Source organism: Citrobacter sp. Marseille-Q5395 (assembly GCF_947057495.1).
Classification (GTDB): domain Bacteria; phylum Pseudomonadota; class Gammaproteobacteria; order Enterobacterales; family Enterobacteriaceae; genus Citrobacter; species Citrobacter murliniae.
The window spans coordinates 546808-573267 of sequence record NZ_CAMSEL010000001.1; the positions used below are offsets into that span (position 1 = coordinate 546808).

The 26460-nt window shown below is 52.7% G+C and carries 27 protein-coding genes and 1 tRNA gene; 17 read left to right on the forward strand and 11 right to left on the reverse strand.

Going from position 1 to position 26460, the window contains the following annotated elements; translation table 11 throughout:
* Positions 1 to 123: 123 nt before the first annotated feature.
* On the reverse strand, positions 124 to 1425 hold the full coding sequence (locus OH663_RS02470; RefSeq protein ID WP_263525680.1) for a CYTH domain-containing protein: 1302 nt from the start codon (positions 1423 to 1425) through the stop codon (positions 124 to 126).
* A gap of 241 nt (positions 1426 to 1666) precedes the next feature.
* Between OH663_RS02470 and OH663_RS02475 the strand changes: the two genes are divergently transcribed.
* Positions 1667 to 2287 carry a TIGR04211 family SH3 domain-containing protein gene (locus OH663_RS02475; RefSeq protein WP_045447669.1) on the forward strand — a complete coding sequence of 207 codons (621 nt, stop codon included), beginning with the start codon at positions 1667 to 1669 and terminating at the stop codon, positions 2285 to 2287.
* Positions 2288 to 2349: 62 nt separating this feature from the next.
* On the forward strand, positions 2350 to 3585 hold the full coding sequence (locus OH663_RS02480; RefSeq protein ID WP_045447671.1) for a multifunctional CCA addition/repair protein: 1236 nt from the start codon (positions 2350 to 2352) through the stop codon (positions 3583 to 3585).
* An 83-nt stretch (positions 3586 to 3668) separates the two neighbouring features.
* Here the strand turns inward: OH663_RS02480 and bacA are convergent, their stop codons facing one another.
* Both bacA and folB read right to left on the reverse strand, forming a co-directional pair.
* A complete protein-coding gene (gene bacA / locus OH663_RS02485; RefSeq protein ID WP_045447674.1) occupies positions 3669 to 4487 on the reverse strand; it encodes an undecaprenyl-diphosphate phosphatase in 819 nt (272 codons plus the stop codon).
* Positions 4488 to 4576: 89 nt separating this feature from the next.
* Positions 4577 to 4945 (reverse strand): bifunctional dihydroneopterin aldolase/7,8-dihydroneopterin epimerase, encoded by a 369-nt coding sequence (gene folB, locus OH663_RS02490; protein ID WP_045447677.1) that lies wholly within the window; start codon positions 4943 to 4945, stop codon positions 4577 to 4579.
* A 106-nt stretch (positions 4946 to 5051) separates the two neighbouring features.
* Here folB and plsY point away from each other — a divergent pair, with 106 nt between their 5' ends.
* A complete protein-coding gene (gene plsY / locus OH663_RS02495; protein WP_045449781.1) occupies positions 5052 to 5669 on the forward strand; it encodes a glycerol-3-phosphate 1-O-acyltransferase PlsY in 618 nt (205 codons plus the stop codon).
* Positions 5670 to 5707: 38 nt separating this feature from the next.
* Here plsY and ttdR read toward each other — a convergent pair whose 3' ends face one another.
* The gene (ttdR, locus tag OH663_RS02500) at positions 5708 to 6640 is read right to left on the reverse strand and encodes an L-tartrate utilization transcriptional activator TtdR (protein WP_200010017.1); all 933 of its coding nucleotides are present in this window, start codon (positions 6638 to 6640) and stop codon (positions 5708 to 5710) included.
* 211 nt (positions 6641 to 6851) lie between these two features.
* On the opposite strand from ttdR, the gene ttdA reads away from it, so the two are divergent.
* From ttdA to ureG, 10 genes are all read left to right on the forward strand, one after another.
* Positions 6852 to 7763: a L(+)-tartrate dehydratase subunit alpha gene (gene ttdA / locus OH663_RS02505; RefSeq protein WP_370637214.1), complete on the forward strand. Its 912-nt coding sequence runs from the start codon at positions 6852 to 6854 to the stop codon at positions 7761 to 7763.
* Positions 7760 to 8365: a L(+)-tartrate dehydratase subunit beta gene (gene ttdB, locus OH663_RS02510; protein ID WP_045447683.1), complete on the forward strand. Its 606-nt coding sequence runs from the start codon at positions 7760 to 7762 to the stop codon at positions 8363 to 8365. Before ttdA ends, ttdB begins: the two co-directional genes overlap by 4 nt.
* Positions 8366 to 8414: 49 nt before the next feature.
* Positions 8415 to 9878: an anion permease gene (locus OH663_RS02515; RefSeq protein WP_200010019.1), complete on the forward strand. Its 1464-nt coding sequence runs from the start codon at positions 8415 to 8417 to the stop codon at positions 9876 to 9878.
* An 83-nt stretch (positions 9879 to 9961) separates the two neighbouring features.
* Positions 9962 to 10825, forward strand: a complete 864-nt coding sequence (locus tag OH663_RS02520; protein WP_223307014.1) for an urease accessory protein UreD — start codon at positions 9962 to 9964, stop codon at positions 10823 to 10825.
* A 10-nt stretch (positions 10826 to 10835) separates the two neighbouring features.
* Positions 10836 to 11138 (forward strand): urease subunit gamma, encoded by a 303-nt coding sequence (locus OH663_RS02525; RefSeq protein WP_045447688.1) that lies wholly within the window; start codon positions 10836 to 10838, stop codon positions 11136 to 11138.
* Between the two features lie 9 nt (positions 11139 to 11147).
* Positions 11148 to 11468 carry an urease subunit beta gene (locus OH663_RS02530; protein WP_200010024.1) on the forward strand — a complete coding sequence of 107 codons (321 nt, stop codon included), beginning with the start codon at positions 11148 to 11150 and terminating at the stop codon, positions 11466 to 11468.
* On the forward strand, positions 11461 to 13164 hold the full coding sequence (ureC, locus tag OH663_RS02535; protein WP_200010025.1) for an urease subunit alpha: 1704 nt from the start codon (positions 11461 to 11463) through the stop codon (positions 13162 to 13164). Before OH663_RS02530 ends, ureC begins: the two co-directional genes overlap by 8 nt.
* Positions 13165 to 13173: 9 nt before the next feature.
* The gene (gene ureE, locus OH663_RS02540) at positions 13174 to 13632 is read left to right on the forward strand and encodes an urease accessory protein UreE (protein ID WP_200010027.1); all 459 of its coding nucleotides are present in this window, start codon (positions 13174 to 13176) and stop codon (positions 13630 to 13632) included.
* Positions 13632 to 14303: an urease accessory protein UreF gene (locus OH663_RS02545; RefSeq protein ID WP_045447711.1), complete on the forward strand. Its 672-nt coding sequence runs from the start codon at positions 13632 to 13634 to the stop codon at positions 14301 to 14303. The genes ureE and OH663_RS02545 overlap by 1 nt, the downstream gene beginning before the upstream one ends.
* A gap of 9 nt (positions 14304 to 14312) precedes the next feature.
* Positions 14313 to 14930, forward strand: coding sequence for an urease accessory protein UreG (gene ureG / locus OH663_RS02550; protein ID WP_045447714.1), 618 nt, complete (start codon positions 14313 to 14315; stop codon positions 14928 to 14930).
* A gap of 79 nt (positions 14931 to 15009) precedes the next feature.
* On the opposite strand, the gene tsaD is transcribed toward ureG, so the two are convergent.
* Positions 15010 to 16023 (reverse strand): tRNA (adenosine(37)-N6)-threonylcarbamoyltransferase complex transferase subunit TsaD, encoded by a 1014-nt coding sequence (gene tsaD, locus OH663_RS02555; RefSeq protein ID WP_045447717.1) that lies wholly within the window; start codon positions 16021 to 16023, stop codon positions 15010 to 15012.
* Positions 16024 to 16259: 236 nt separating this feature from the next.
* Here tsaD and rpsU point away from each other — a divergent pair, with 236 nt between their 5' ends.
* The 3 genes from rpsU to rpoD all read left to right on the forward strand — a co-directional run bounded on the left by rpsU (position 16260) and on the right by rpoD (position 20451).
* A complete protein-coding gene (rpsU, locus tag OH663_RS02560; RefSeq protein ID WP_001144069.1) occupies positions 16260 to 16475 on the forward strand; it encodes a 30S ribosomal protein S21 in 216 nt (71 codons plus the stop codon).
* Between the two features lie 113 nt (positions 16476 to 16588).
* Complete coding sequence (dnaG, locus tag OH663_RS02565) at positions 16589 to 18334, forward strand: DNA primase (RefSeq protein WP_045447725.1); 1746 nt, start codon at positions 16589 to 16591, stop codon at positions 18332 to 18334.
* Positions 18335 to 18606: 272 nt separating this feature from the next.
* Positions 18607 to 20451: an RNA polymerase sigma factor RpoD gene (gene rpoD / locus OH663_RS02570; RefSeq protein ID WP_045447727.1), complete on the forward strand. Its 1845-nt coding sequence runs from the start codon at positions 18607 to 18609 to the stop codon at positions 20449 to 20451.
* 45 nt (positions 20452 to 20496) lie between these two features.
* Here rpoD and mug read toward each other — a convergent pair whose 3' ends face one another.
* Positions 20497 to 21003, reverse strand: a complete 507-nt coding sequence (gene mug, locus OH663_RS02575) for a G/U mismatch-specific DNA glycosylase (RefSeq protein WP_045447729.1) — start codon at positions 21001 to 21003, stop codon at positions 20497 to 20499.
* A 124-nt stretch (positions 21004 to 21127) separates the two neighbouring features.
* Here mug and OH663_RS02580 point away from each other — a divergent pair.
* A tRNA-Ile gene (locus tag OH663_RS02580) sits at positions 21128 to 21203 on the forward strand.
* Positions 21204 to 21473: 270 nt separating this feature from the next.
* On the opposite strand, the gene OH663_RS02585 is transcribed toward OH663_RS02580, so the two are convergent.
* The 5 genes from OH663_RS02585 to OH663_RS02605 all read right to left on the reverse strand — a co-directional run bounded on the left by OH663_RS02585 (position 21474) and on the right by OH663_RS02605 (position 26428).
* Complete coding sequence (locus OH663_RS02585; protein ID WP_045449790.1) at positions 21474 to 21773, reverse strand: DUF1889 family protein; 300 nt, start codon at positions 21771 to 21773, stop codon at positions 21474 to 21476.
* 140 nt (positions 21774 to 21913) lie between these two features.
* The gene (locus tag OH663_RS02590; RefSeq protein ID WP_048220524.1) at positions 21914 to 23722 is read right to left on the reverse strand and encodes a diol dehydratase reactivase subunit alpha; all 1809 of its coding nucleotides are present in this window, start codon (positions 23720 to 23722) and stop codon (positions 21914 to 21916) included.
* Positions 23723 to 23732: 10 nt separating this feature from the next.
* Positions 23733 to 24161 carry a glycerol dehydratase small subunit DhaB3 gene (locus tag OH663_RS02595; protein WP_200010029.1) on the reverse strand — a complete coding sequence of 143 codons (429 nt, stop codon included), beginning with the start codon at positions 24159 to 24161 and terminating at the stop codon, positions 23733 to 23735.
* Between the two features lie 2 nt (positions 24162 to 24163).
* A complete protein-coding gene (locus tag OH663_RS02600; protein WP_048220523.1) occupies positions 24164 to 24748 on the reverse strand; it encodes a propanediol/glycerol family dehydratase medium subunit in 585 nt (194 codons plus the stop codon).
* Between the two features lie 12 nt (positions 24749 to 24760).
* Complete coding sequence (locus tag OH663_RS02605; protein WP_048220522.1) at positions 24761 to 26428, reverse strand: propanediol/glycerol family dehydratase large subunit; 1668 nt, start codon at positions 26426 to 26428, stop codon at positions 24761 to 24763.
* Between the last annotated feature and the right edge of the window lie 32 nt (positions 26429 to 26460).

The window sequence follows — 26460 nt, forward strand, 5'->3', positions numbered from 1 at the left end:
AGGCTTATCCTTTCAATGATGCCGGATGGCTATGTTTCGCCTTATCCGGACTACATGATACATGCACCTATCGCGTAGGCCGAATAAGTAGAGCGCCATCAGGCATCCCTGCTTCGGCTCTGATTAACGTTTTCCGCTATGCAGCCAGAACGGTTCCTGAGAGATCGCTTCATTGCGGAAGTGTTCAATTTCAATATGTTGACGGGTTTTGATGGCATGAAGTAAACCCTGCCAGTTGGCAATCCATTCCGACGCGACATGTTCGTCGTAGTATCCCGCCAGCATCAGAACGCTATCAATGTTGCGGCTCAGACGCGGGATCTGATCGGTATATTGATCGCCCAACGGCTGACCAAAAACAGTTTTCAATTCAGCCGCATGACGTGAAAGATGGGTATCGGAAAAACGCTTGAAGGAATCGGCAATTTTGCCCTGCGCCTTAGCATCCAGAAACGGTTGCCACGCTTTGGTCACTAACCATTCGGTAAGCGCCAGTTTTGCCATCGCCGTTTGCGTACTATACACCGCTGAAACAGCAGAAACTTCCGAGGCAATGGTCGCTTCCGACTGGGTCAGTAAATCACGTAAGTGAGCGCTCGCTTTACGCGGAACATTACCGCCAAACAGCATCAGGATGTGACGAACCAACCCCATAGCCGCCAGCACCTCGGCTTTCGCCCCTTTGATACCGCGAACCCACAACTCTTCATGGTACTGCCATTGTGACAGCGCCAGCTCCAGCGCAACTTCCAACCCTTGTTCAATGCTCGCCTTCGCAGGCACTTTCAGAATGCTCGTGGGTTTGAGTTCGCGTGGCGCATTTCCCTGAGCCAAATGATAACCGCGTGCCGCCTTACTCAGGCTGCCCTGGCGTAAACCCGTTTGCGAAACCAGTTGGTTCGCCAGCTTCAGCACTGCACGGGTATCGCCGCTTAAGAGCTCAAGTTCCAGCTCACAGATAGGCTCAGCGAACTCTCCCGCCTTCACGTCCCCAAGGTCAAGGGCGATTTCAATCTGGCTACCGTCAACATCAAGGCGCCATTTCTCACGGTAAAAATCGGTGCTAAACATCGGTTGTACCTGGGAAGCGAGATCGGCTGGCAGCTCGCCATTGGGCCAGATTTCCACAGGAAACTGTGCGAGATCCAGCACTGGTTCACTCAGCGCAATGTTATATTCCGGTCGCTGATGCAGGCCGCCCGTCACTCTTCCGGCAATTTTCATGGTCATTTCATAACAACCATTCTCACCGCGAATACGCAGCCCCATATCGTGAGCACGCAGCCACGCATCCGGCGTTTCGTAATAAATATTCAGTAACTGGCTGGGCGCATGGTGCTCTCCCCCCAGCGTATTCAGATGTTCACGTAGCGCATCTACGGCATGACTATTGACGATAAACTTTAATTCGATTTCCTGGGCCATGATCTTGTACTTATGGGTTATGTCACAGTTGAGAAGACAGACTGCGAACTAAGTGCTTTCTTAATTGTCAGTAGATAGTATTTTGCGCCAAATTGCCATGCAACGGACAATTTGACGGGCGTAAAAGTTTCGAGTGGTGGCAAAAAGGACACAGATGATTCCGATTGATGTCTAATGCTTTGCGTAGAGACACTGTTGCCACTACTATCGTTCCACTTTCTATGACAACAACGACAGCCTGATGCCAAAATTACGCCTGATTGGATTAACTTTACTCGCACTTAGCGCCACTGCCGTCTCCCATGCCGAAGAAAAGCGCTATGTTTCTGACGAACTGAACACCTGGGTCCGCAGTGGTCCAGGAGATAACTATCGCCTCGTGGGTACGGTTAACGCCGGCGAGGAAGTTACGCTATTACAGACCGACGCCAGCACCAACTACGCGCAGGTCAAAGACAGTACCGGGCGTACCGCCTGGATCCCACTGAAAGAGCTGAACAGTACGCCAAGCCTGCGCACCCGCGTCCCGGACTTAGAAAATCAGGTTAAAGTTCTGACCGATAAGCTCACTAATATCGATACCACCTGGAATCAGCGCACCGCCGATATGCAGCAAAAAGTGGCGCAAAGCGACAGCGTGATCGATGGATTGAAAGCAGAAAACCAGAAGCTGAAGAACGAGCTTATTGTGGCACAAAAGAAAGTCAGCGCAGCCAACCTTCAGCTTGATGACAAGCAGCGTACCATCATCATGCAGTGGTTTATGTATGGCGGCGGCGTGCTAGGACTCGGTCTGCTGCTCGGTCTGGTGCTGCCACATATGATCCCAACACGTAAACGCAAAGATCGCTGGATGAACTGAATCGCCTTCTCTGCCACACTGACATATTATTAAGGGATTAACTTTTTCAAAAGGAAAGTGGCGTGAAGATTTATCTGGTCGGTGGTGCTGTTCGGGATGCGTTATTAGGGCTACCGATTAAAGATAAAGACTGGGTTGTTGTCGGTACCACGCCACAAGAGATGCTTGACGCAGGCTACCAGCAGGTAGGCCGCGATTTTCCTGTTTTTCTCCATCCGAAAACTCGTGAAGAGTATGCGCTGGCGCGTACCGAAAGAAAATCAGGCTCAGGCTATACCGGGTTTACCTGTTATGCCGCTTCAGACGTGACGCTGGAAGCTGATCTCCAACGACGAGACCTGACGATAAACGCCCTGGCTCGCGACGATGACGGGGAAATTATCGACCCGTATAACGGACGTAGCGATCTCGAAAACCGCCTGTTGCGCCATGTTTCTCCAGCCTTTAGCGAAGATCCGCTGCGTGTGCTGCGTGTGGCGCGCTTTGCTGCCCGCTATGCACATCTTAGTTTTCGTATCGCCGACGAAACGATGGCGCTGATGCGGGAGATGACCCACGCAGGGGAACTGGAGCACCTTACGCCAGAGCGTGTGTGGAAAGAAACTGAGAGTGCCTTAACCACCCGCAATCCGCAGGTCTTTTTCCAGGTGCTTCGCGATTGCGGTGCCTTACGCGTACTGTTTCCTGAAATAGACGCTCTGTTTGGCGTACCGGCACCGGCAAAATGGCATCCAGAAATCGACACCGGAATACACACCCTAATGACACTGTCGATGGCCGCCATGCTGAGCCAGGAAGTTGACGTGCGTTTCGCCACACTTTGTCATGATCTTGGTAAATCACTCACACCGCCCTCACTCTGGCCTCGCCATCACGGCCATGGCCCGGCAGGTGTTAAGCTGGTAGAGCAATTGTGCCAGCGTTTGCGCGTACCAAATGACATTCGTGATTTAGCCAAACTGGTGGCCGAGTTTCACGATCTCATTCATACCTTCCCGATACTGCAGCCGAAAACCATCGTTAAGCTATTCGATTCCATCGATGCCTGGCGTAAACCACATCGTGTGGAACAAATCGCTCTGACCAGTGAGGCCGATGTGCGTGGTCGAACCGGTTTCGAAGCGGTAGATTACCCGCAAGGCCGCTGGCTGCGCGAAGCCTGGCTGACAGCGCAGGCAGTTCCTACAAAAGATGTCGTCGAAGCAGGATTTAAAGGACCGGCAATTCGCGAGGAGTTGACCCGACGTCGCATTGCCGCAGTAGCGGCCTGGAAAGAGCAACGTTGCCCGAAAACGTAATAACTGACGCAGCGTTCAGCGCTTACCCAGCAGGCGTGGCCGGATAAGACGAGTAAGCGTCACCATCCGGCACCATGGCAAACTCAGAAGAACACAACGTAAACAGCGGCAGCCACAATAAAGCGGTAAATCGCAAACGGAATGAACGAAATACGTTTAATCAATTGCAGGAAGGTTTTGATCGCCACCAGCGCCACGACAAAAGCCGTCACGAAGCCCACAGCAAACATAGGAATATCAGCTGTCGTCAGGAACGACCAGCTTTTGTAGAGATCCAGCGCCGTTGCGCCCATCATCATCGGTACTGCCAGCAGGAACGAAAATTCAGATGCGGCATAACGACTCACCCCCATCAGCATCCCACCAGAGATGGTCGCACCAGAACGCGAAAAGCCAGGCCACAGAGCCAGACACTGGAAACAACCGATCATAAATGCCTGACGATAAGTCATATCATCCAACCCCGGTGCTCGCGGTTCCTTGGGTTTCAGGCATTCTGCAGCAATCAACAACAAACCGCCGACCACCAGTGCGTACATAACGTTAATTGGGTTAAACAGCGACTTAATCATGTCGTGGAACACTAATCCCAACACGACTGCCGGAATCATCCCCAGCAAAATATGTCCCAACGTCAGACGTCCTTTGCCAGTGCCTTCATGCGGGGTTTTGCCGAAATGGATGCCAATCAGGCCAAACAAACGCCGCCAGAACATCACCACAACTGCCAGAATAGATCCCAGTTGGATCACCACCTCAAATGTTTTTGCGGTATCACCTTCAAACCCCAGCAGATGGCCAACAATAATCATATGGCCTGTACTGGAGACAGGTAAAAACTCCGTCAGCCCCTCAACCACACCCAAAATGGCCGCCACCAGCAGCGAGTGCATATCGCTCATCAATAAACCCCTAAATAAAAAAAACGGACAATAAAAAAAGAGCCTGCTTTAAGACCCTTTTATACACGTTTGGTTTATATATTATTAAGTTAATTATTTTCTTTCAGAGTATTGCCACGCTCAATGATCACCCCAACGTTTGCCGCGCGTGCCACCGCCCCAGGTTTACTGAGTTTGATACGCACCCATGGAGAATTAAAACGACTCAATAGCAACTCCGCCACTTCTTCTGCCACACGTTCGACCAGCGCAAATCGCCCGCCTTCCACGTGGCTGACAACGGTTTGAGCTATATCAGCATAGCTTAGACAATCAGCAACATCGTCGCTTTTGGCCGATTTGCGGTTATCCCACGCCATTTCGATATCGAACACCAGTTTTTGTTCGATGGTTTGTTCCCAGTCGTAAACACCGATAGTGGTGATTACCGAAAGTTGCTCTATAAATACAATATCCATCACGACCTGCCTGCTTTTTGGCTAACCCGGATACCACTTCCGGCGAAATATGCGTATTATCCACAGAAGTAGCGTTTTACACGACATTTTCAAAACGGAACAGCTTATGAGTGCAATCGCGCCTGGAATGATCATCTTCGCGTACCTCTGCGGCTCAATTTCCAGTGCCATTCTGGTCTGCCGCCTCGCGGGTTTACCCGACCCACGCGACAGCGGCTCCGGTAACCCCGGCGCAACAAACGTGTTGCGTATAGGTGGCAAGGGAGCAGCCGTAGCCGTGCTGATTTTCGACGTCCTGAAGGGTATGTTACCCGTGTGGGGCGCATATGCGCTAGGCGTCAGTCCCTTCTGGTTGGGATTGATCGCTATCGCCGCCTGTCTGGGCCACATTTGGCCGGTATTCTTTGGCTTTAAAGGCGGTAAAGGCGTAGCCACTGCGTTTGGTGCGATAGCGCCAATAGGCTGGGACCTTACTGGCGTAATGGCGGGAACGTGGCTGCTAACCGTATTATTGAGCGGCTATTCTTCGTTAGGGGCTATCGTCAGCGCCCTGATTGCCCCGTTTTATGTCTGGTGGTTCAAACCCCAGTTCACTTTCCCGGTCTCTATGTTGTCGTGCTTAATTCTGCTGCGCCATCATGACAATATCCAACGTCTGTGGCGTCGTCAGGAACCGAAAATCTGGACCAAGTTGAAGAAAAAACGCGAAAAAGATCCCGAGTAATTGCTGCCGGATGGCGAGGCTAGCGCGTCTTATCCGGCCTAAGGAACCTGATATCCTTCACCAGGTTTACCCAATCGGTGCTGACACCATGTCGCCAGAAACTCCACACACACTCTTAGCTTGGTGCTACGGTATAACGGCTCCCGATATACCGCCCAAATATTGGCGCTTTGCGCATAATCCGGTAGCACACGTACCAGCTCGCCGCTTTTCAGGAATGGCAGAACATCCCACTCGGAGCGCAACATAATTCCCTTTCCTTGCAGCGCCCACTGCAACACAATCTCGCCGCTGTTAGAAGACAGATGCCCTGCGACCTTAACCGATTTTTTCTCCTGCCCATTATTAAGTTCCCATATCCCATGCGTCATATCGCGTTCTTTCGTCACCAGGCAATCATGGTGGCTTAATTCCTGTAGCGTCATCGGCTGACCGTATTTATGTAAATACATCGGTGCTGCACACAATATTCTTTTATTTTTCGTTAACAAATGCGCAATATAATAGTCTGGGATTTCATCATTAATACGAATATCCAGATCGATATTATCCTGAGCTAAATCAATTTGCCGATCGTAAAGCTCAAAATGTACCTGTAATTCGGGATAACTGTGCATTAATTCGGTAATAGCCGGGGCGATATAACTACGCCCAAACCCAAAACTACAGCCGATACGGATCATCCCTTCCGGGCGTGTTTTGATTCGTGTGACGTCATCCACCAGGTGCTGATAACGGGCGAGGATCTCCAGCGCATGTTCATAACATCGCTGCCCACTTTCCGTTAGTGTCACACCCCGAGCAGAGCGGCTCAGCAGTGTAGTCCCCAACGTTTGCTCAAGGATCTGAATGCGTTTCGTCACAAACGCAGGTGTTTGCCCCAGCGTCGCGGCGGCAGCGCTAAAGCTTCCAGTATGAACAATGTCCACCAGTACCTGCAGGTCTTTGGCTAAGGGATAAGTGTTCAGCATGTTCTGAATATCCGTGGATAGTGTTAGTCGCAGTGTAATTCCCCGCAACAAATTAAACCCTGCCCTTGCGCAATTTTCAGCGCCTTATTTTGACATCATTCACGAACTGTTAATTAGATATTCACAGCAGCAAAAAATATAAAACCACATTTTTAGTGGTAGTTTGTGGCGGAGAATTTATTTCCAGATAAATAAAAGAACTGGAGTTGACATGATGAGCAATCAAAATAACCAAAATGCGATAAAGACGTTGACTAACATTGTCGCTGATTTTACCGCCATGATTTCTACCCGGATGCCCGATGACGTTGTGGATAAATTAAAACAGCTACGGGAAGGCGAAACCTCGCCCATGGGCAAAATTATCTATCACACCATGTTCGATAACATGCAAAAAGCTATCGACCTGAATCGCCCGGCGTGTCAGGACACCGGTGAGATCATGTTCTTTGTGAAGGTCGGTTCACGTTTTCCTCTCCTGGGTGAACTGCAAAGCATTCTTAAGCAGGCCGTTGAAGATGCCACGGTAAAAGCACCGCTGCGCCATAACGCAGTAGAGATTTTTGACGAAGTAAATACCGGGAAAAATACCGGTACCGGCGTGCCGTGGGTGACCTGGGACATCATCCCTGACGGTGATGATGCTGAAATCGAAGTCTATATGGCAGGTGGAGGCTGTACGTTACCAGGACGTTCCAAAGTGTTAATGCCCTCCGAAGGTTATGAAGGCGTGGTGAAATTTGTCTTCGAAAACATTTCAACACTGGCGGTAAACGCCTGCCCGCCAGTGCTGGTAGGCGTTGGTATCGCCACTTCCGTGGAAACCGCTGCCGTGCTCTCACGTAAGGCCGTTCTGCGTCCTATTGGAACACGCCACCCAAATCCAAAAGCCGCTGAGCTGGAACTGCGTCTGGAAGAGGGACTTAACCGTCTGGGGATTGGTCCACAGGGGCTAACCGGCAATAGTTCCGTCATGGGTGTACATATTGAATCCGCTGCACGTCATCCATCGACGATTGGTGTCGCCGTTTCTACCGGCTGCTGGGCGCATCGTCGCGGCACGCTGCTGGTTCATGCCGATCTCTCCTTCGAAAATCTGTCTCACACCCGGAGCGCGTTATGAAAAAGATCCTGACAACCCCGATCAAAGCCGAAGACCTGGAAGATATTCGCGTTGGCGATGTGATTTACCTTACCGGTACGCTGGTCACCTGCCGTGACGTATGTCATCGCCGCCTGATCGAGCTTAAACGTCCTATTCCTTTCGACCTCAACGGTAAAGCGATCTTCCACGCCGGGCCTATCGTGCGTAAGAACGGGGAAAAATGGGAGATGGTCTCCGTCGGTCCAACCACCAGCATGCGTATGGAGGCCTTTGAGAAAGAGTTCATTGAGCAAACAGGCGTGAAACTGGTCGTCGGTAAAGGTGGCATGGGGCCGTTGACTGAAGAAGGATGTAAGCAGTTTAAAGCGCTGCATGTGATCTTCCCCGCAGGGTGTGCGGTAGTTGCCGCAACGCAGGTTGAAGAGATCGAAGAAGTGCACTGGACAGAGCTTGGGATGCCGGAATCGCTATGGGTTTGTCGGGTAAAAGAGTTCGGTCCGCTGATTGTCTCCATCGATACCCACGGTAACAACCTGATCGCTGAAAACAAAAAGCTGTTCGCTGAACGTCGCGACCCTATCGTGGACGAGATCTGCGAGCACGTGCACTACATCAAATAACCCTCCCGGAGAGGCGTGATGCCTCTCCTCTTTTCGCAGGGATACAACAATGGCACCTTTAGCTGGTTGGTGGCGATACCTGGCTCCGCTGGTGGTCATCGCCATTATTGCTGTTCTGCCCGTTCCCACTGGTCTTGAGAGTCATACCTGGCTCTATTTTGCCGTCTTTACCGGTGTGATTGTGGGACTCATTCTGGAACCTGTACCAGGCGCTGTGGTGGCAATGATCGGGATCTCGATCATCGCTGTACTTTCGCCATGGCTGTTATTTAGCCCTGAACAACTTGCCCAGGACAGTTTTAAATTTACCGCCAAATCATTGTCGTGGGCAGTTTCTGGTTTTTCAAACTCGGTTATCTGGCTGATTTTCGCAGCATTTATGTTCGGTACCGGTTATGAGAAAACCGGTCTGGGTCGGCGTATTGCGCTATGGCTGGTGAAAAGGATGGGACACCGTACACTGTTTCTCGGCTATGCGGTGATGTTTTCTGAGCTGATCCTCGCCCCCGTCACCCCTTCCAACTCTGCGCGTGGTGCAGGAATTATCTATCCGATTATTCGTAACCTGCCGCCGCTGTATAATTCACAGCCGAATGATTCCAGTTCTCGCTCTATTGGCTCCTATATTATGTGGATGGGAATCGTCGCTGACTGCGTCACCAGCGCCATTTTCTTAACGGCAATGGCGCCAAACCTGCTGCTGATTGGCCTGATGAAAGGCGCTTCTCATACCGCACTAAGCTGGGGCGACTGGTTCTTAGGTATGCTGCCGCTGAGCATTTTACTGGTGTTGTTAGTGCCATGGCTGGCGTATGTGCTGTACCCACCGGTGCTAAAATCAGGCAATCAGGTTCCTCTCTGGGCAGAGTCGGAACTTAACGCGATGGGCCCCCTCTGCTCGCGAGAAAAGAAAATGCTGGTACTGATGGTCGGGGCACTGTTGCTGTGGATCTTTGGCGGCGATTATATCGATGCCGCAATGGTCGGTTACAGCGTCGTCGCACTGATGCTGGTGCTACGTATCATATCCTGGGATGACATTGTCAGTAATAAAGCAGCATGGAACGTCTTTTTCTGGCTGGCCTCACTGATTACCCTGGCGACCGGGCTAAATAACACCGGCTTTATTACCTGGTTTGGTAAATTACTGGCGAACGGACTAAGCGGTTACTCGCCCATCATGGTAATGGTGGCACTGATCGTGGTGTTTTACCTGCTGCGCTACTTCTTTGCCAGTGCCACAGCTTATACTTCCGCACTGGCTCCAATGATGATTGCTGCCGCACTGGCAATGCCGGCAATCCCGCTGCCGGTATTCTGCCTGATGGTAGGGGCTGCAATTGGTCTGGGCAGTATTCTTACCCCATACGCAACAGGTCCAAGCCCGATCTATTACGGCAGCGGCTATTTACCAACGGTTGATTACTGGCGGCTGGGCGCAATTTTCGGCCTGATCTTCCTGGTGCTGTTGGTGATAACCGGTCTGATCTGGATGCCTCTCGTTTTGCTGTAAACCTCGTTGGGGCGACATGATGCCGCCCCTTTTTTCCATAAGCTTCTTGTATGACCGTTTACCTGTGCGCTGAGGCATACTTTTTGGTATGCACACATCCTCACGTTGATAAGGGAAACGCTCTGGACACCGCGGCGCACGAGACACTCACACGGGGCTGGCAGGCTGAACTGGACCTGCGGTTCACCCGTTCCGCGCACAAAACAGTGCTCGCTTCAGCTCGCCATGTTGGTCCACTAACGGTACAACGCCCGTTCTACCCGGAAGAAGACGTGTGCCACCTCTATTTACTTCATCCGCCCGGCGGGATTGTCGGAGGCGATGAGTTACATATCTCCGTCGCTCTGGATAACAAAAGCCACGCGTTAATCACCATGCCCGGTGCAGGGAAGTTTTATCGCAGTTCAGGTCCACTGGCAGTACTGCGCCAGGATTTTACACTCGCTCCGCAAAGCACGCTGGAATGGCTCCCGCAGGATACGATCCTCTTTCCCGGCGCACACGCGAACCTTCAGTCCGCGTTTCATCTTGCCAGTAACAGCCGTCTGCTGGCCTGGGATCTCTACTGTCTGGGGCGACCGGTGATGCAGGAAGCCTTCAACCACGGCTCGCTACACAGCCGTCTGGAGGTGTGGCGAGAGGGTTTGCCGTTGCTGATAGAACGGCTACATATTCAAAACGGTGAACTGAATGCCCTTGCCTGTCAGCCCTGGGTTGGCACGCTGCTGTGCTATCCGGCCACAGAAAACATGTTGGATGGCATTCGCGAACGGCTTGCGCCTCTCGGCGATTATACCGGGGCAACGGTGGTCGACTCATTGTTGACGGTACGCGTTCTCGCCAATGACAACCTGGTCGTTCAGCGCGTAATGCGCAACCTCTGGCAGTTTCTGCGCCCGCTGCTGACTCAAAAACCCCCTGTACTACCCCGAATCTGGCAAACATAAGAGAACCACTATGGAACTGACTCCCAGAGAAAAAGACAAGTTGTTGCTCTTTACTGCTGCGCTGGTGGCCGAGCGCCGCCTGGCCCGCGGACTGAAGCTCAATTACCCGGAATCGGTAGCGTTGATTAGCGCCTTCATCATGGAAGGTGCGCGTGACGGCAAAACCGTTGCATCACTGATGGAAGACGGTCGCCACGTTCTGACCCGCGATCAGGTGATGGAGGGGGTGCCGGAAATGATCCCGGACATTCAGGTTGAAGCCACCTTCCCGGACGGTTCGAAGCTGGTCACCGTTCACAACCCGATCATATAAGGAGCGGTCATGATCCCTGGTGAATATAAAGTTCTGGCGGGAAATATCGCCATCAACGCAGGAAGAGAAACCTGCACGCTCGTGGTGGAGAACCATGGCGATCGCCCCGTTCAGGTCGGATCGCATTATCACTTTTATGAGGTCAATCCGGCGCTGCGTTTTGATCGTCCAAAAGCATTAGGTTTTCGTCTGAATATTCCTGCAGGTACAGCAGTACGTTTCGAGCCTGGTCAAAAGCGGGAAGTCGAACTGGTTCGCGTGGCGGGTGCACAGCGGATCTTTGGTTTTCGCGGCGACGTGATGGGCGCGCTGGAGGCAGGCAATGAGTGATCTATCCCGGCAGGCCTACGCCGACATGTTTGGCCCCACCACTGGTGACAAAGTCCGTCTGGCAGATACCGAACTGTGGATCGAAGTAGAAAACGATCTCACCACTTACGGTGAGGAGGTCAAATTCGGCGGTGGAAAGGTGATCCGCGATGGTATGGGCCAGGGGCAAATGAACGCTCAGGCGTGCGTGGACCTGGTGATCACTAACGCGTTGATCATCGATCACTGGGGGATCGTCAAAGCAGATATCGGCATAAAAGAGGGCAGGATCGTCGCTATAGGCAAAGCGGGCAACCCGGATATACAGCCCGATGTCACGATCCCGATCGGTGTAGGGACGGAAGCGATAGCCGGTGAAGGAAAGATCGTCACCGCAGGCGGCGTGGATACCCATATTCACTGGATCTGCCCACAACAGGCAGAAGAGGCGCTGGTCTCCGGCGTGACAACAATGATCGGTGGCGGCACAGGTCCTGCTGCCGGGACCCATGCGACAACCTGCACGCCAGGTCCGTGGTATATCGCCCGAATGTTACAGGCGGCAGACACGCTACCGGTCAATATTGGTCTTCTGGGCAAAGGCAACGGCTCGAGTCCTGATGCTCTACGCGAACAGGTAATGGCAGGTGCGCTCGGTCTGAAGATCCATGAGGACTGGGGTGCAACACCTGCGGCGATCGACTGTGCGTTGAGCGTGGCCGAAGAGATGGACATTCAGGTCGCGCTACACAGCGATACGTTGAATGAGTCCGGCTTCGTCGAAGATACACTGGCAGCGATCGGCGATCGCACTATTCATACCTTCCACACTGAAGGTGCTGGCGGCGGGCATGCACCGGATATCATCACTGCTTGCGCATATGCCAATATTTTACCCTCTTCCACCAACCCGACGCTGCCTTATACCGTCAATACCATCGATGAACATCTGGACATGTTGATGGTCTGCCATCACCTCGACCCGGATATTGCCGAAGACGTGGCGTTTGCCGAGTCACGCATTCGCCGGGAAACGATCGCTGCCGAAGACGTCCTGCATGACATTGGCGCGTTTTCTCTGACGTCATCAGATTCCCAGGCGATGGGACGTGTCGGGGAAGTGATCCTGCGAACCTGGCAGGTAGCCCACCGGATGAAGATCCAGCGCGGCGCGCTGGCGGAAGAGACCGGCGACAACGATAACCAGCGTGTTAAACGTTATATCGCCAAATACACCATCAACCCGGCGCTGACACACGGCATCGCCCATGAGGTTGGCTCGATAGAGGTCGGAAAACTGGCGGATCTGGTGCTCTGGTCACCCGCTTTTTTTGGCGTGAAGCCCGCCACGATCATTAAGGGGGGCATGATTGCCTGCGCGCCGATGGGCGATATCAACGCCTCGATTCCCACTCCACAGCCGGTGCATTACCGCATGATGTTCGGGGCACTCGGCGCAGCACGCCATCACAGCCGCCTGACGTTTATTTCGCAAGCTGCTGCTACACATAACATCCCACAGCAGCTCAATTTGCAAAGCGCTATCGCGGTGGCAAAAGACTGCCGGACGGTAAAAAAAGCCGACATGATCCACAACTGTCTGCAACCCAATATTACCGTCGATGCCCAGACCTATGAGGTACGCATCGACGGTGAATTAATTACCAGCGAACCGGCAGACGTGCTGCCGATGGCGCAACGTTACTTTTTATTTTAAGGAGTCGAGATGCTGTTTCTGACGCAACGTATTGAAACCTCTGCCGCTATAACCGCCACGCTGACGCTGCCCATCGATGTTCGCGTCAAAAGCCGCGCGAAAGTGCGGCTGAACGACGGGCGTGAGGCGGGTTTACTGCTGCCACGTGGTCTGTTGTTACGCGGGGGGGATCGTCTGAGCACGGCAGAAGGTACAGAAGTGGTAGAAATTATCGCAGCAAACGAAGCAGTCTCCGTCGTGCACTGCACCGATCCGTTCCTGCTCGCTAAAGCCTGTTATCACCTGGGAAACCGTCACGTACCGCTGCAAATTCTGCCCGATGAACTGCGCTATCACCACGATCATGTGCTGGATGACATGCTGCGCCAGTTCGATCTACAGGTCACGTTTGCCCACCTGCCCTTTGAGCCGGAAGCGGGCGCGTATGCCAGCGAGTCCCACGGGCACCATCACAGTCATGCACACTGATGCGTGAAACCCAACAGCTGCGCCTGATGCAGCTCGCCAGCAGTAGCTTACCGGTGGGATCGTTTACCTGGTCCCAGGGTCTGGAGTGGGCGGTGGAAATCGGCTGGGTAACAGATACCGAAACCTTCGCGCAGTGGCAAATCCAACAGATGGAACAGAACTTTTTTTCCGTCGATTTACCACTGCTGGCCCGCCTTTACCATGCCTGTGAGCTGGATGATATCAGTACTGCCCGCCGCTGGACGGCATATCTGCAGGCCTGTCGGGAAACCCGAGAACTGCGTGAGGAAGAACGCAGCAGAGGTGCAGCCTTCGCACGCCTGGTGGTCGACTGGGAACCGGATTGCGCCCAGGAATGGCGCGCGATCTTCGCCGACAGCCAGCTTTGCGGTTTGGCCTGGCTGGGCGTGCGCTGGAAAATCCCTCTGATCAGTCTCGCTCTGAGTTTCGGCTACAGCTGGATCGAGAGCGCCGTCATGGCCGGGGTCAAACTGGTTCCCTTTGGGCAACAGGCGGCGCAGCGATTGATTCTTTTGCTTTGCGATCGATATGCGCAGGGCCTGGATCAGGCACTGACATGTCCTGATGACGGACTGGGATCCGCAACACCGCTGGCCGCTATCGCCTCTGCCCGACATGAAAACCAATATTGCCGATTATTCCGCTCCTGAGGAGAAAAAATGAGTGAATACAAACATCCCCTGCGCGTTGGCGTGGGTGGTCCGGTCGGTTCCGGTAAAACGGCGTTGCTGGAGGCATTATGCAAAGCCATGCGCAACACATACCAACTGGCTGTGGTGACCAACGATATTTACACCAAAGAAGATCAGCGCATTCTCACCGAAGCGGGGGCGCTGGAGCCGGAAAGAATTGTGGGAGTGGAAACCGGCGGCTGTCCACATACGGCGATCCGTGAAGATGCTTCGATGAATCTGGCTGCGGTGGAAGCGCTGAGCAAAAAGTTTGGCAATCTGGAGCTGATCTTTGTGGAAAGCGGCGGCGACAACCTGAGCGCAACCTTCAGCCCGGAATTAGCGGATCTGACGATCTACGTGATCGACGTCGCCGAAGGCGAAAAGATCCCACGTAAAGGCGGGCCAGGGATCACTAAATCTGATTTTCTGGTGATCAACAAAACCGATCTCGCCCCTTACGTCGGAGCCTCACTAGCAGTTATGGAGCGCGACACTATGCGCATGCGCGGCGAGCGTCCGTGGACGTTTACTAATTTAAAAACGGGCGCGGGTCTGGAAAAAATAATCACATTTCTGGAAGAAAAAGGGATGCTGCGGGAGTAGTTTTCTTGCCCGGTAACGTTGTGCTTACCGGGCCTACGGAATCTGTAGGCCGGATACTGCTATCCGGCACTATATCAACTTATGCTGCCGGTAATTCCGCCAGCGGCCAGCGTGGGCGCACCGTTACGCCAAGGTCTGCCGTAGCACCGGCTTTAAAACGCACCATGCCGGCATAGGCGATCATCGCCCCGTTATCAGTACAAAATTCCGGGCGCGCATAGAACACTTCACCACGGCGTTTTTGCATCATCTCCGCCAGTTTCGCACGCAGAGTACGGTTCGCACTCACTCCACCCGCCATCACCAGACGTTTAAAACCGGTTTGATCCAACGCGCGTTTGCACTTGATCATCAGCGTATCGACTACTGCATCTTCAAAGGCACGAGCGATATCCGCGCGAGTCTGATCGTCATTTTCGTTATTACGGATGGTGTTCGCGGCAAAGGTCTTCAGACCGGAGAAGCTGAAATCCAGTCCCGGACGATCGGTCATCGGGCGCGGGAAGACAAAGCGCTTTTCCACACCTTGCGATGCCAGCTTAGAGAGCATCGGGCCGCCAGGATAATCCAGCCCCAACAGCTTGGCCGTTTTATCGAACGCTTCGCCTGCGGCATCATCAATCGATTCGCCCAGCAGTTCATACTGGCCAATACCAGTGACGCTAATCAGTTGTGTGTGTCCACCGGAAACCAGCAGTGCTACAAAAGGGAATTCCGGCGGATTATCTTCCAACATCGGTGCCAGCAGATGGCCTTCCATATGGTGAACAGGAATTGCAGGCACGTTCCATGCGAACGCCAGCGAGCGCCCAACCGTTGCCCCAACCAGCAGCGCGCCAACCAGACCTGGGCCTGCAGTATAGGCCACCGCATCAATATCTTTTGCCGTCAGGTTCGCTTCTTTTAACGCAGCCTGAATCAGCGGCACAGTTTTACGCACGTGATCGCGCGAGGCCAGTTCAGGCACAACACCACCGTAGTCAGCGTGCAATTTCACCTGACTATACAATTGGTTGGCTAAAAGACCTTTTTCATCGTCGTAAATGGCGATGCCGGTTTCATCACAGGATGTTTCAATTCCCAGTACACGCATGTCTTGTTTTACCTCGCTCTAATACCGCGCAGTGTAGGTCGAATGCGGGTTGATGTAAAACTTTGTTCGCCCCAGGAAGAAGCGTCGTGTATACTCCTCACCCTTATAAAAGTCCCTTTCAATATCGTGTCGGTGCTTTACAAAGCAGCAGCAATTGCAGTAAAATTCCGCACCATTTTGAAATAAGCTGGCGTTGATGCCAGCGGCAAACCGAATTTATTAAAGGTGAGAGTTACATGCCGGTAATTAAAGTACGTGAAAACGAGCCGTTCGACGTAGCACTGCGTCGCTTCAAGCGTTCCTGCGAGAAAGCAGGTGTTCTGGCGGAAGTTCGTCGTCGTGAGTTCTATGAAAAACCGACTACCGAACGTAAGCGCGCTAAAGCTTCTGCTGTGAAACGTCACGCGAAGAAACTGGCTCGCGAAAACGCACGCCGCACTCGTCTGTACTAAGTCTTCTGAGAGCTAAGTCTCTCAATTCAGACCGAGTTGTAGTTGTAAGGCCGTGCTTCCGAAAGGAATGCGCGGCTTATTTTCGTTTATAGTCATCAGAAATAACGGGGCTTATGGCTGGACGAATTCCACGTGTTTTTATTAATGATCTGCTAGCAAGAACCGACATTGTCGATCTGATCGATGCGCGGGTGAAGCTGAAAAAGCAGGGCAAAAATTATCATGCGTGCTGTCCGTTCCATAACGAAAAAACCCCCTCTTTCACCGTAAACGGTGAAAAACAGTTTTATCACTGCTTTGGATGTGGCGCGCATGGCAACGCCGTCGATTTTCTCATGAACTACGACAAGCTCGAGTTTGTGGAAACCGTCGAAGAACTTGCCGCAATGCACAACCTCGAAGTGCCTTATGAAGCAGGCAGTGGCCCCAGTCAGATAGAGCGCCATCAACGGCAAAGTCTTTATCAATTGATGGATGGCCTGAACACGTTTTATCAACAGTCTCTGATGCAACCCGCCGCTACACCTGCGCGCCAGTATCTGGAAAAGCGAGGACTCAGTAGCGACGTGATCACCCGTTTTGCTATTGGTTTTGCGCCCCCCGGCTGGGACAACGTCCTGAAACGGTTTGGCGGTAATCCTGAAAATCGCAAATCGCTGATCGACGCGGGTATGTTGGTCACCAACGATCAGGGACGCAGTTACGATCGTTTCCGTGAACGGGTTATGTTCCCCATCCGCGACAAACGTGGTCGGGTGATTGGTTTTGGTGGACGCGTGCTGGGCGATGCCCTGCCGAAGTACCTGAACTCCCCGGAAACCGATATTTTCCATAAAGGTCGCCAGTTGTATGGCCTTTATGAAGCCCAACAGGATAACGCCGATCCACAGCGCCTGTTAGTGGTTGAAGGCTATATGGATGTGGTCGCGCTGGCACAATTCGGCATTAACTACGCCGTGGCATCCCTTGGGACGTCAACCACCGCCGATCACATTCAACTGCTGTTCCGTGCGACGAACAACGTCATTTGCTGTTACGACGGAGACCGTGCCGGACGCGATGCTGCCTGGCGCGCGCTGGAAACCGCACTGCCTTATATGACAGACGGACGTCAGCTGCGCTTTATGTTTTTACCTGATGGCGAAGATCCCGATACGCTGGTGCGTAAAGAAGGGAAAGAGGCATTTGAAACCCGGATGGAGCAGGCCTTACCGCTCTCCGCGTTTTTATTTAACAGCCTGCTGCCCCAGGTGGATTTGAGTACTCCGGATGGACGTGCACAGCTAAGCACTTTAGCACTGCCGCTGATCACTCAGGTTCCAGGCGAAACGCTGCGTATTTATCTGCGGCAGGAGTTAGGGAACAAGCTCGGCATTCTGGATGACAGCCAGCTTGAACGTTTAATGCCAAAACTGGCAGAAAATGGGGCTTCCCGCCCTGTTCCACAGCTAAAACGCACTACCATGCGTATACTGATAGGGTTACTGGTGCAAAACCCGGACTTAGCACCGCTGGTTCCGCCGTTAGGCGCCCTGGACCAAAATAAGCTACCCGGACTTGGCTTATTTAGAGAACTGGTCAACACTTGTCTGTCTCAGCCAGGTCTGACCACCGGACAACTTTTAGAGCACTATCGCGGCACAAATGATGCTGCAACCCTTGAAAAACTGTCGATGTGGGACGATATAGCAGATAAAGATATCGCAGAAAAAACCTTCACCGACTCACTCAACCATATGTTTGATTCGATGCTTGAACTGCGCCAGGAAGAGTTGATAGCTCGTGAGCGCACACACGGTTTAAGCAGCGAAGAACGCCGGGAACTCTGGACACTGAACCAGGAGCTGGCGAAAAAATAAGCGAAAGACAAAATCATTCGCGTTGTATCAAGGCAGCAAGTGAACGAACTCCAGGGAGTGTACATCAGTACATGACCAGGATGAGAGAACGCAGCTAACGCAGAGACAACGTGAAGGATGAAGTATTTAACGGCTTAACTGCCGAATATCGTTCGGGAAGACCCCGACAGCCGCACGGAGAGGCAGCGGCAAATATAAGTATGCCCTCGTTTTGCCGTTGGCGGTTTTACCGCCCAACACCAATCAAACGAATTAAGTGTGGATACCGTCTTATGGAGCAAAACCCGCAGTCACAGCTGAAGCTTCTTGTCCAACGTGGTAAGGAGCAAGGCTATCTGACCTATGCCGAGGTCAATGACCATCTGCCGGAAGATATCGTCGATTCAGATCAAATCGAAGACATCATCCAAATGATCAATGACATGGGTATTCAGGTGATGGAAGAAGCACCGGATGCCGATGATCTGCTGCTTGCCGAAACCTCCAACAGCACCGATGAAGACGCGGAAGAAGCGGCTGCCCAGGTTCTGTCCAGCGTTGAGTCCGAAATCGGCCGTACAACTGACCCGGTACGCATGTATATGCGTGAAATGGGTACCGTTGAACTGTTAACCCGTGAAGGCGAAATCGACATCGCTAAACGTATTGAAGACGGGATTAACCAGGTTCAATGCTCCGTTGCCGAATACCCGGAAGCCATCACCTACCTGCTTGAACAATACGATCGCGTTGAAGCTGAAGAAGCGCGTCTTTCCGATCTGATCACCGGCTTTGTTGATCCGAACGCGGAAGAAGACCTGGCACCAACAGCGACGCACGTTGGCTCTGAACTCTCTCAGGAAGAGATGGATGACGACGAAGACGAAGATGAAGAAGAAGACGACGACAGCAGCGATGACGACAACAGCATCGATCCTGAATTAGCGCGTGAGAAATTCGGTGAGCTGCGTACTCAGTACGAAATCACCCGTGACACTATCAAAGCGAAAGGCCGCAGCCATGCAGCCGCGCAGGAAGAAATTCAGAAGCTGTCTGAAGTGTTCAAACAGTTCCGCCTGGTGCCGAAGCAGTTCGACTACCTGGTAAACAGCATGCGCGTCATGATGGACCGTGTGCGTACTCAGGAACGTCTGATCATGAAGCTCTGCGTTGAGCAGTGCAAAATGCCGAAGAAAAACTTCATTACTCTGTTCACCGGCAACGAAACCAGCGAAACCTGGTTCAACGCAGCAATCGCAATGAACAAGCCGTGGTCTGAAAAACTGCACGACGTTGCAGATGATGTTCACCGCGGCCTGCAGAAACTGCAGCAGATCGAAGAAGAAACCGGACTGACCATTGAGCAGGTCAAAGATATCAACCGTCGTATGTCAATCGGTGAAGCGAAAGCCCGCCGTGCGAAAAAAGAGATGGTTGAAGCAAACTTGCGTCTGGTTATCTCTATCGCCAAAAAATACACCAACCGTGGTCTGCAGTTCCTGGATCTGATTCAGGAAGGCAACATCGGTCTGATGAAAGCGGTAGATAAGTTTGAATACCGTCGTGGTTACAAGTTCTCCACCTATGCAACCTGGTGGATCCGTCAGGCGATCACCCGTTCGATCGCGGATCAGGCACGTACCATCCGTATCCCGGTACATATGATTGAGACTATCAACAAGCTCAACCGTATCTCCCGCCAGATGCTGCAAGAGATGGGTCGCGAGCCGACGCCGGAAGAACTGGCTGAACGTATGCTGATGCCGGAAGATAAGATCCGCAAAGTGCTGAAGATCGCCAAAGAGCCTATCTCCATGGAAACGCCAATCGGCGACGACGAAGATTCGCATCTGGGTGATTTCATCGAGGATACCACCCTCGAGCTGCCGCTGGATTCTGCGACCACTGAGAGCCTGCGTGCCGCTACGCACGACGTACTGGCTGGCCTGACCGCACGTGAAGCGAAAGTCCTGCGTATGCGCTTCGGTATTGATATGAACACCGACCACACGCTGGAAGAAGTAGGTAAACAGTTCGACGTTACCCGCGAACGTATCCGTCAGATCGAAGCGAAGGCGCTGCGTAAACTGCGCCACCCGAGCCGTTCTGAAGTGCTGCGTAGCTTCCTCGACGATTAATCTCGCCGTATAAGCACAAACGCCACCGCAAGGTGGCGTTTTTCTTTACAGCCCGCGAACAACCAGGGCGTCATCTAATTCCCGATACGCTTGCACCAGCTTTTCCAGCGAAATCCGGCTCAACCCGCTGGGGTTTGGCAACACCCAGATCTGCGTACCACCAATCGTGAACGTCTGTTTTCCCCACTGCGCCCCACGCTGGCTGAAACCTTGTTCAAACGCCTGTTTACCCAGAATAGCTAACGCCGAAGGCTGATAGTCTTCAATTTTCTCAATGAGTTTACGGCCACCGCTACGCATTTCCTGTAGCTTCACTTCATTGGCCTGTACCGTCGGTCTGTCGACAAATTTGGTAACACCACAGCGGAAATCCAGCAAATGTTCCGCCTCTTCCGGCTTTAGCTGGCGATCGGTAAATCCCGCCTGATGGATGACTTTCCAGAAGCGGTTTGCAGGATGTGCAAATGGAAACCCTGTCCCCGCCGAAGATAGCCCCGGATTGATGCCGCAAAAAATTACTCGCAGCCCCGGCGCCAGTATGTCCTTAACCATAATCACTCCCAGCAATACATCAATGGACAAGTATAACGGACTGAAAATACATTGTTTATAAAAACAGCATCCGTACGCTTATGGCTGGATTGCAGCACAGAGTTACTTTATAATCCACCGCCACGGCCCCTTAGCTCAGTGGTTAGAGCAGGCGACTCATAATCGCTTGGTCGCTGGTTCAAGTCCAGCAGGGGCCACCAAATTTCAAGGACTTGCGAGCAATCGCAGGTCCTTTTTGTTTTGTGTGCTCTCTGATTATTTAGGCAGGTCCCCAGAGGAGGCTAATCAATAACGAAACTGAAATTTGTATACCTGAACAGGTAATGACGATCGGAAAAAACTGGGGGATGTCGATGGAGTCCTGAGCAGTACAGTGATAATCCGTACTCACCAGCATGTTGATAACGCTTTTGGACGCCACCACTCTGAAAGTGGAAACGTCCGGTTAGCGTCTAATTCAAACGATCAGCTCACACTAACGCCTGGAGCTGTTCCTGCATGTAGGCTGTAAAAAACTCAGGATTCTTAATGAGGATACGATTACCGGAGGCAATTTTTTCTGCCCATCCGGCCACTTTTTTCGTGAACTCTGGATTCCATCCCTCTTGTTCACCGCGAGCCATAATATCGGCTGCGCTAGCTGGCACACCTAACTCATTCAAATATTTTAAAATTCCCTTGGCCGTACTTTCATCCATTGAATGTGGTACTGACGCCGATGTGTTCATACCACCAATAAAATCCAATGCTTTCTCAATTGCTGTTGGCATGCTCTTATCCTTAAAATTAACCGCGTAATAAACACATTTATAATATGAACCCAAGTCAGCCGGGATATCAAAGAGAACGTTACCTTTATTTGATTCATGCCTCAGCCAAACGCTTGCGGTGGCGATTTTCTGCACTATTGTTACGCTTCGTCGGCTAAAACCAGCCCGGTTGCCACCGCATTGCGCGGCCCTTCTGTGCCTCGAATATTGCCCTGACCGGCAACGACGCCGTAATGCGACAGCGCTTCGGTGATCATTTGTGGGATTTCAAAATCCAGCGATGAGCCCCCCACCAGCACCACAAAGGTAATATCGCGGATAGAGCCGCCGGGTGAGACCTGGCGCAACGCGCGCAGGCAATTAGTCACAAAGACCTTATCCTTTGCCTGACGACGCACCAGGCGGATTTTCTCCAGCGACGTCTGGTTATCAATAGGGATAAGTTCACCATCTTTCAGATATACCACTTTGGCGAAAACAGAGGGACTTAGCGGCTCGCGAAAAAACTCCACTGCACCATTCTCGTGACGAATACTGAACAGACTCTCCACTTTCGCCAGCGGGTATTTCTTAATCTCCTCAGCCAGAAAAGGATCGTTCAGCCCCAGCTCCGTTTTAATCAGTAAACTGACCATGTTTCCTGCTCCTGCCAGATGCACCGCCTTAACGACACCATCACCATTAATAATGGCGGCATCGGTAGATCCTGCGCCTAAATCAAGGATCGCCAGTGGTGCTGCACATCCGGGGGTGGTCAACGCCCCAGCCACTGCCATATTGGCCTCCACACCGCCGACTTCAACGGACGTACCCAGTCGAGTACTCAGTTCGCTGGCGATCGCCTGCATCTGTAACCGATCGGATTTCACCATCGCCGCAATGCCAACGGCATTCTCCATCGAATGTTCCCCGGCGATACCGCCCTGGACTTTACGGGGGATAAAGGTATCTGCCGCCAACAGATCCTGGATATGTACTGTGTTCATATCGTGGCCGCTCAACGAGGCCATCACCTTACGCACGCGCTCAAGCATACCGCCCGCGTGCGTACCAGCCTCACCACGAATATCGCGTACAGGAGCACATCCGTTCATCGCCTGCATAATCGCCTGTGCCCCTTGCGACACATCGGCTTCGCCACTGCGCTTTTCTCCGCTGATAAAGATCTTTCCTGCCGGGATCACTCGCGACTGTACATCCCCCTGCGGCGTTTTCAACACCACGGCGGAACGATTGCCAATCAGCGCCCTGGCGATCGGCACGATCGTCTGGGTCTCCTCAGGCGTCAGGGCAAAGAAGGTGGCGATGCCGTAGGGATTCGACAGCACCCGAACAACCTGCCCTGCCGCAGCGACTTCCACCGCAGCCAGCACACCTTCCGGTACCTTTTCCAGCAGCGTCACTTCATCGACTACCGGCAATGTTCGGTGCAGGCGATTGTTAACCAGCACGCCATCATCCTTTTTCAGGATCGCCGCCACGACGTTAACACCACGATCCAGTGCCTCATTCAACAACCAGACCGCCTCGAGAAAATCTATCTTTTCACCAACCAACGGGATCCAGCCCTGCGCAAACTGATCTTTGTTTAACAAAGCCAACTTTTCCAGAGCGATAGTGGTACCCATCCCTACCCCAACGCCACCCGGAGTTTGTGGGTTATGGCCAATCATTGTCGATTCCGTAATGATGGTTTCAGTGATCGTTTCCATCGCGACATCGCCAATCACTGGTGCGGCCTCGTTGATGCAAACTTTCACCACATCGCTAAGTGACCATGGCGTTTTATCCAGCGCCTGCTGCAAAGAGGCTATCACCCCGGCGATGTTGTCCCGCGTGCCTTTCATACCCGTCGTGGCGACAATCCCGCTGGCGACAAACCTGCCACGCTGTGCCAGCGCCACTTCTGTCGTGGCGTTGCCGATATCAATCCCCGCAACTAACGACATACTGCCTCCGTTATTGGCTGCCTTTCCGCAGCTTGTTTCTCTGCTGATACACCTCTGCTGACTCACGGATAAAACCGGCATTCACCGTAGCGTGCCAGGTGTGTTCAAGCTCATCAGCAATAGCCAGTAATTCCGTCATTGAAGAGCGAAACGGGCGTAGCGCGTTGTAAATTTCCAGAATACGGGCATCCGGAATGGCAATCAGTTCCGCCGCACGACGGAAATTGCGCGCAACGGCGTGACGCTGCATTTGCTCAGCTATCTGTGCTTGATACTCCAGCGTTTGCTGAGAAATACGCACATCCTGCGGTCCCACACGCCCCGCCAACACATTCTCAAGGGTGATGTCAGTTAACGGTTTACCGGTAGGCGTAAGGATTTTCTCCGGACAACGAGTCGCTAACGGATAATCCTGCGCGGTCATGATGTTTTCGTTCATGGTCATTCCCTTACTAATGCAACGTGCAGCGTGACAGGAGAGGCGTCCTGCACCACATGTTTGGTTTCTTTAATATGAAACAGCGCGGCTTTAGCCATAAATTTCGGCCTCACCATCTGATCATTCACCACCGGAACAGGCGAGGGTGACTCTTTACGCGCATAACGCGCAGCGTTCTTGCCGATCTGCCGGTAGGTTTCCAGCGTCAGTAGCGGTGCCTGAGAAAAAAGCTCAAGGTTGCTCAGCGGCAGTAAATCGCGCTGATGAATAACCGTTGTTCCTTTTGACTGGATACCAATACCAATGCCGGAACCGCTAAGGTTCGCCGCATCCCAGGCCATAAACGAAACATCCGAGGTACGCAGGATCCTGACCACCCGCGCATGCAGTCCCTCTTCTTCAATCCCGGCAACCAGCTCTTTCAGGATCGCCTTGTGCGGCATATCAATCAGGGTTTTATGCTGGTATTTATCAAAGGCCGGACCAACGCCAATCACCACCTCATCTGCGCGTTCGTCTGCCTTTGCCGCCTCTCCTTCACTGACCTGCAATGTGAAAACTGGCTTACGTTCAGTTGTGCATTCCACAGGAGTACCGCCTTATTCAATGGAGTTGGGCTGAACCACGCCCGCAATGTTTTTAATTTCCGCCCAGCGTTCAGCGGAAATGCGATAGCCGGTGCCAGGCCCCTGATAATCATTGATATCGTTGACGGCGCTAACCACATCGAACTGACGGTCAAGAATGGCAGATGTTTGCAGGTAATCGCCGGTGACACGCTGTCTCAACATATTGAGAATATTGCTGGCGATATCTTCAAAGCCACTGGCGCTTAATGCCCCAACAATATCCAGCCCGGTAATATTGCGCTTCATCATCTCTTCCACCGCTGCCAGATCTTCCACGACATTGCGCGCAGGCATATCTTTGCTGCCGTGGGCATAGGTCGCGGCTTCAACTTCCTCATCACTAATCAGCGGCAGGCCCAGCTCGCGGAATACCGCCTGAATGGCGCGGGCGGCTTTATTACGGATGGTGATGGTTTCCTCTTCAGTGACCGGACGCAGACCACCGTCAACCATCAGATCGCGCTGCAGAATGTTGTAATCATCGAAGTCTTCGGCGTCAAAGTTCGACCCGGCAAACATATTGTCGTAGTTCGGTACTGCGCTGTAGCCGGAGAAGATAAAGTCGGTGCCGGGCAACATCTGCATCAAGGTGCGCGCGGTGCGACGAATATCGGAGTGCGAGAAGGTCTGGTCATTCGCTGATGCCACTTCAAGGTCGAGCATCGAGGCAATCAGGTTTTCCGCCAGCACCGCGCGGATCCCCGACGGCACCGCGCCGGTCATCCCGATACAACTAACCGCACCGTTTTGCAGCCCCTGAACGCCTGCTCCCTTGGTGATAAAAATGCAGCGCGACTCGAGATAGAGCATTGATTTACTTTCTGAATAGCCCATCAGCGCTTCAGATCCGGTACCGGAGGTATAGCGCATTTTCAGTCCGCGAGAAGCATAAGCCGAGGCGAGAAAGGCTTTTGACCATGGGGTATCATCGCCATCGGTAAACACCGACTCAGTCCCGTATACCGATACCGTTTCGGCGTAACTGGTGAATCCACGCATCCCCAGTTCCAGCTCCGTGGCTTCTTCAACAGAACATTGCGTAAGCACGCCAGGGCGACCACACTGTGAGCCAACCAGTAGCGCCAGTGCGTTAAACGGCGCATAGCGAGCGATACCCACTGTCGTTTCCTGTTCGGAAAAGCCACGGATCCCCGCCTCGGCAGCGTCGGCGGCAATCTGGACCGGATTATCTTTCAGGTTGGTGACGTGGCACTGGTTTGAGGGAGTTCGTCTGGCACGCATTTTTTGCAGCGCCATCATCATCTCCACCACGTTCATTTGCGCCATCACTTCCACCGCCTTCGCCGGAGTGATTGCGGTAGTAATCGCAATGATCTCTTCCCGACTGACGTGGATATCCACCAGCATTCTGGCTATGTCCAGCGCATCGAGCTGCATCGCTTGCTCTGTCCGGGAGACATTAATGGCATAGTCGGCAATAAAACGGTCAATCATGTCGAACTGTGCGCGGCTCTTGCCGTCCAGCTCAACAATACGACCATTTTCCACCTTCACCGACGACGCCGGATCGTAGGGGCTTTCCATGGCGATTAGCCCTTCTTCCGGCCATTCGCCAATAAGCCCATCCTGGTTTACAGGCCGCCGGGCAAGGGCTTCGAATCGTTTTGATCTTCTCATAATTTATAGACTCAAAAGATAAAGAATAGAGA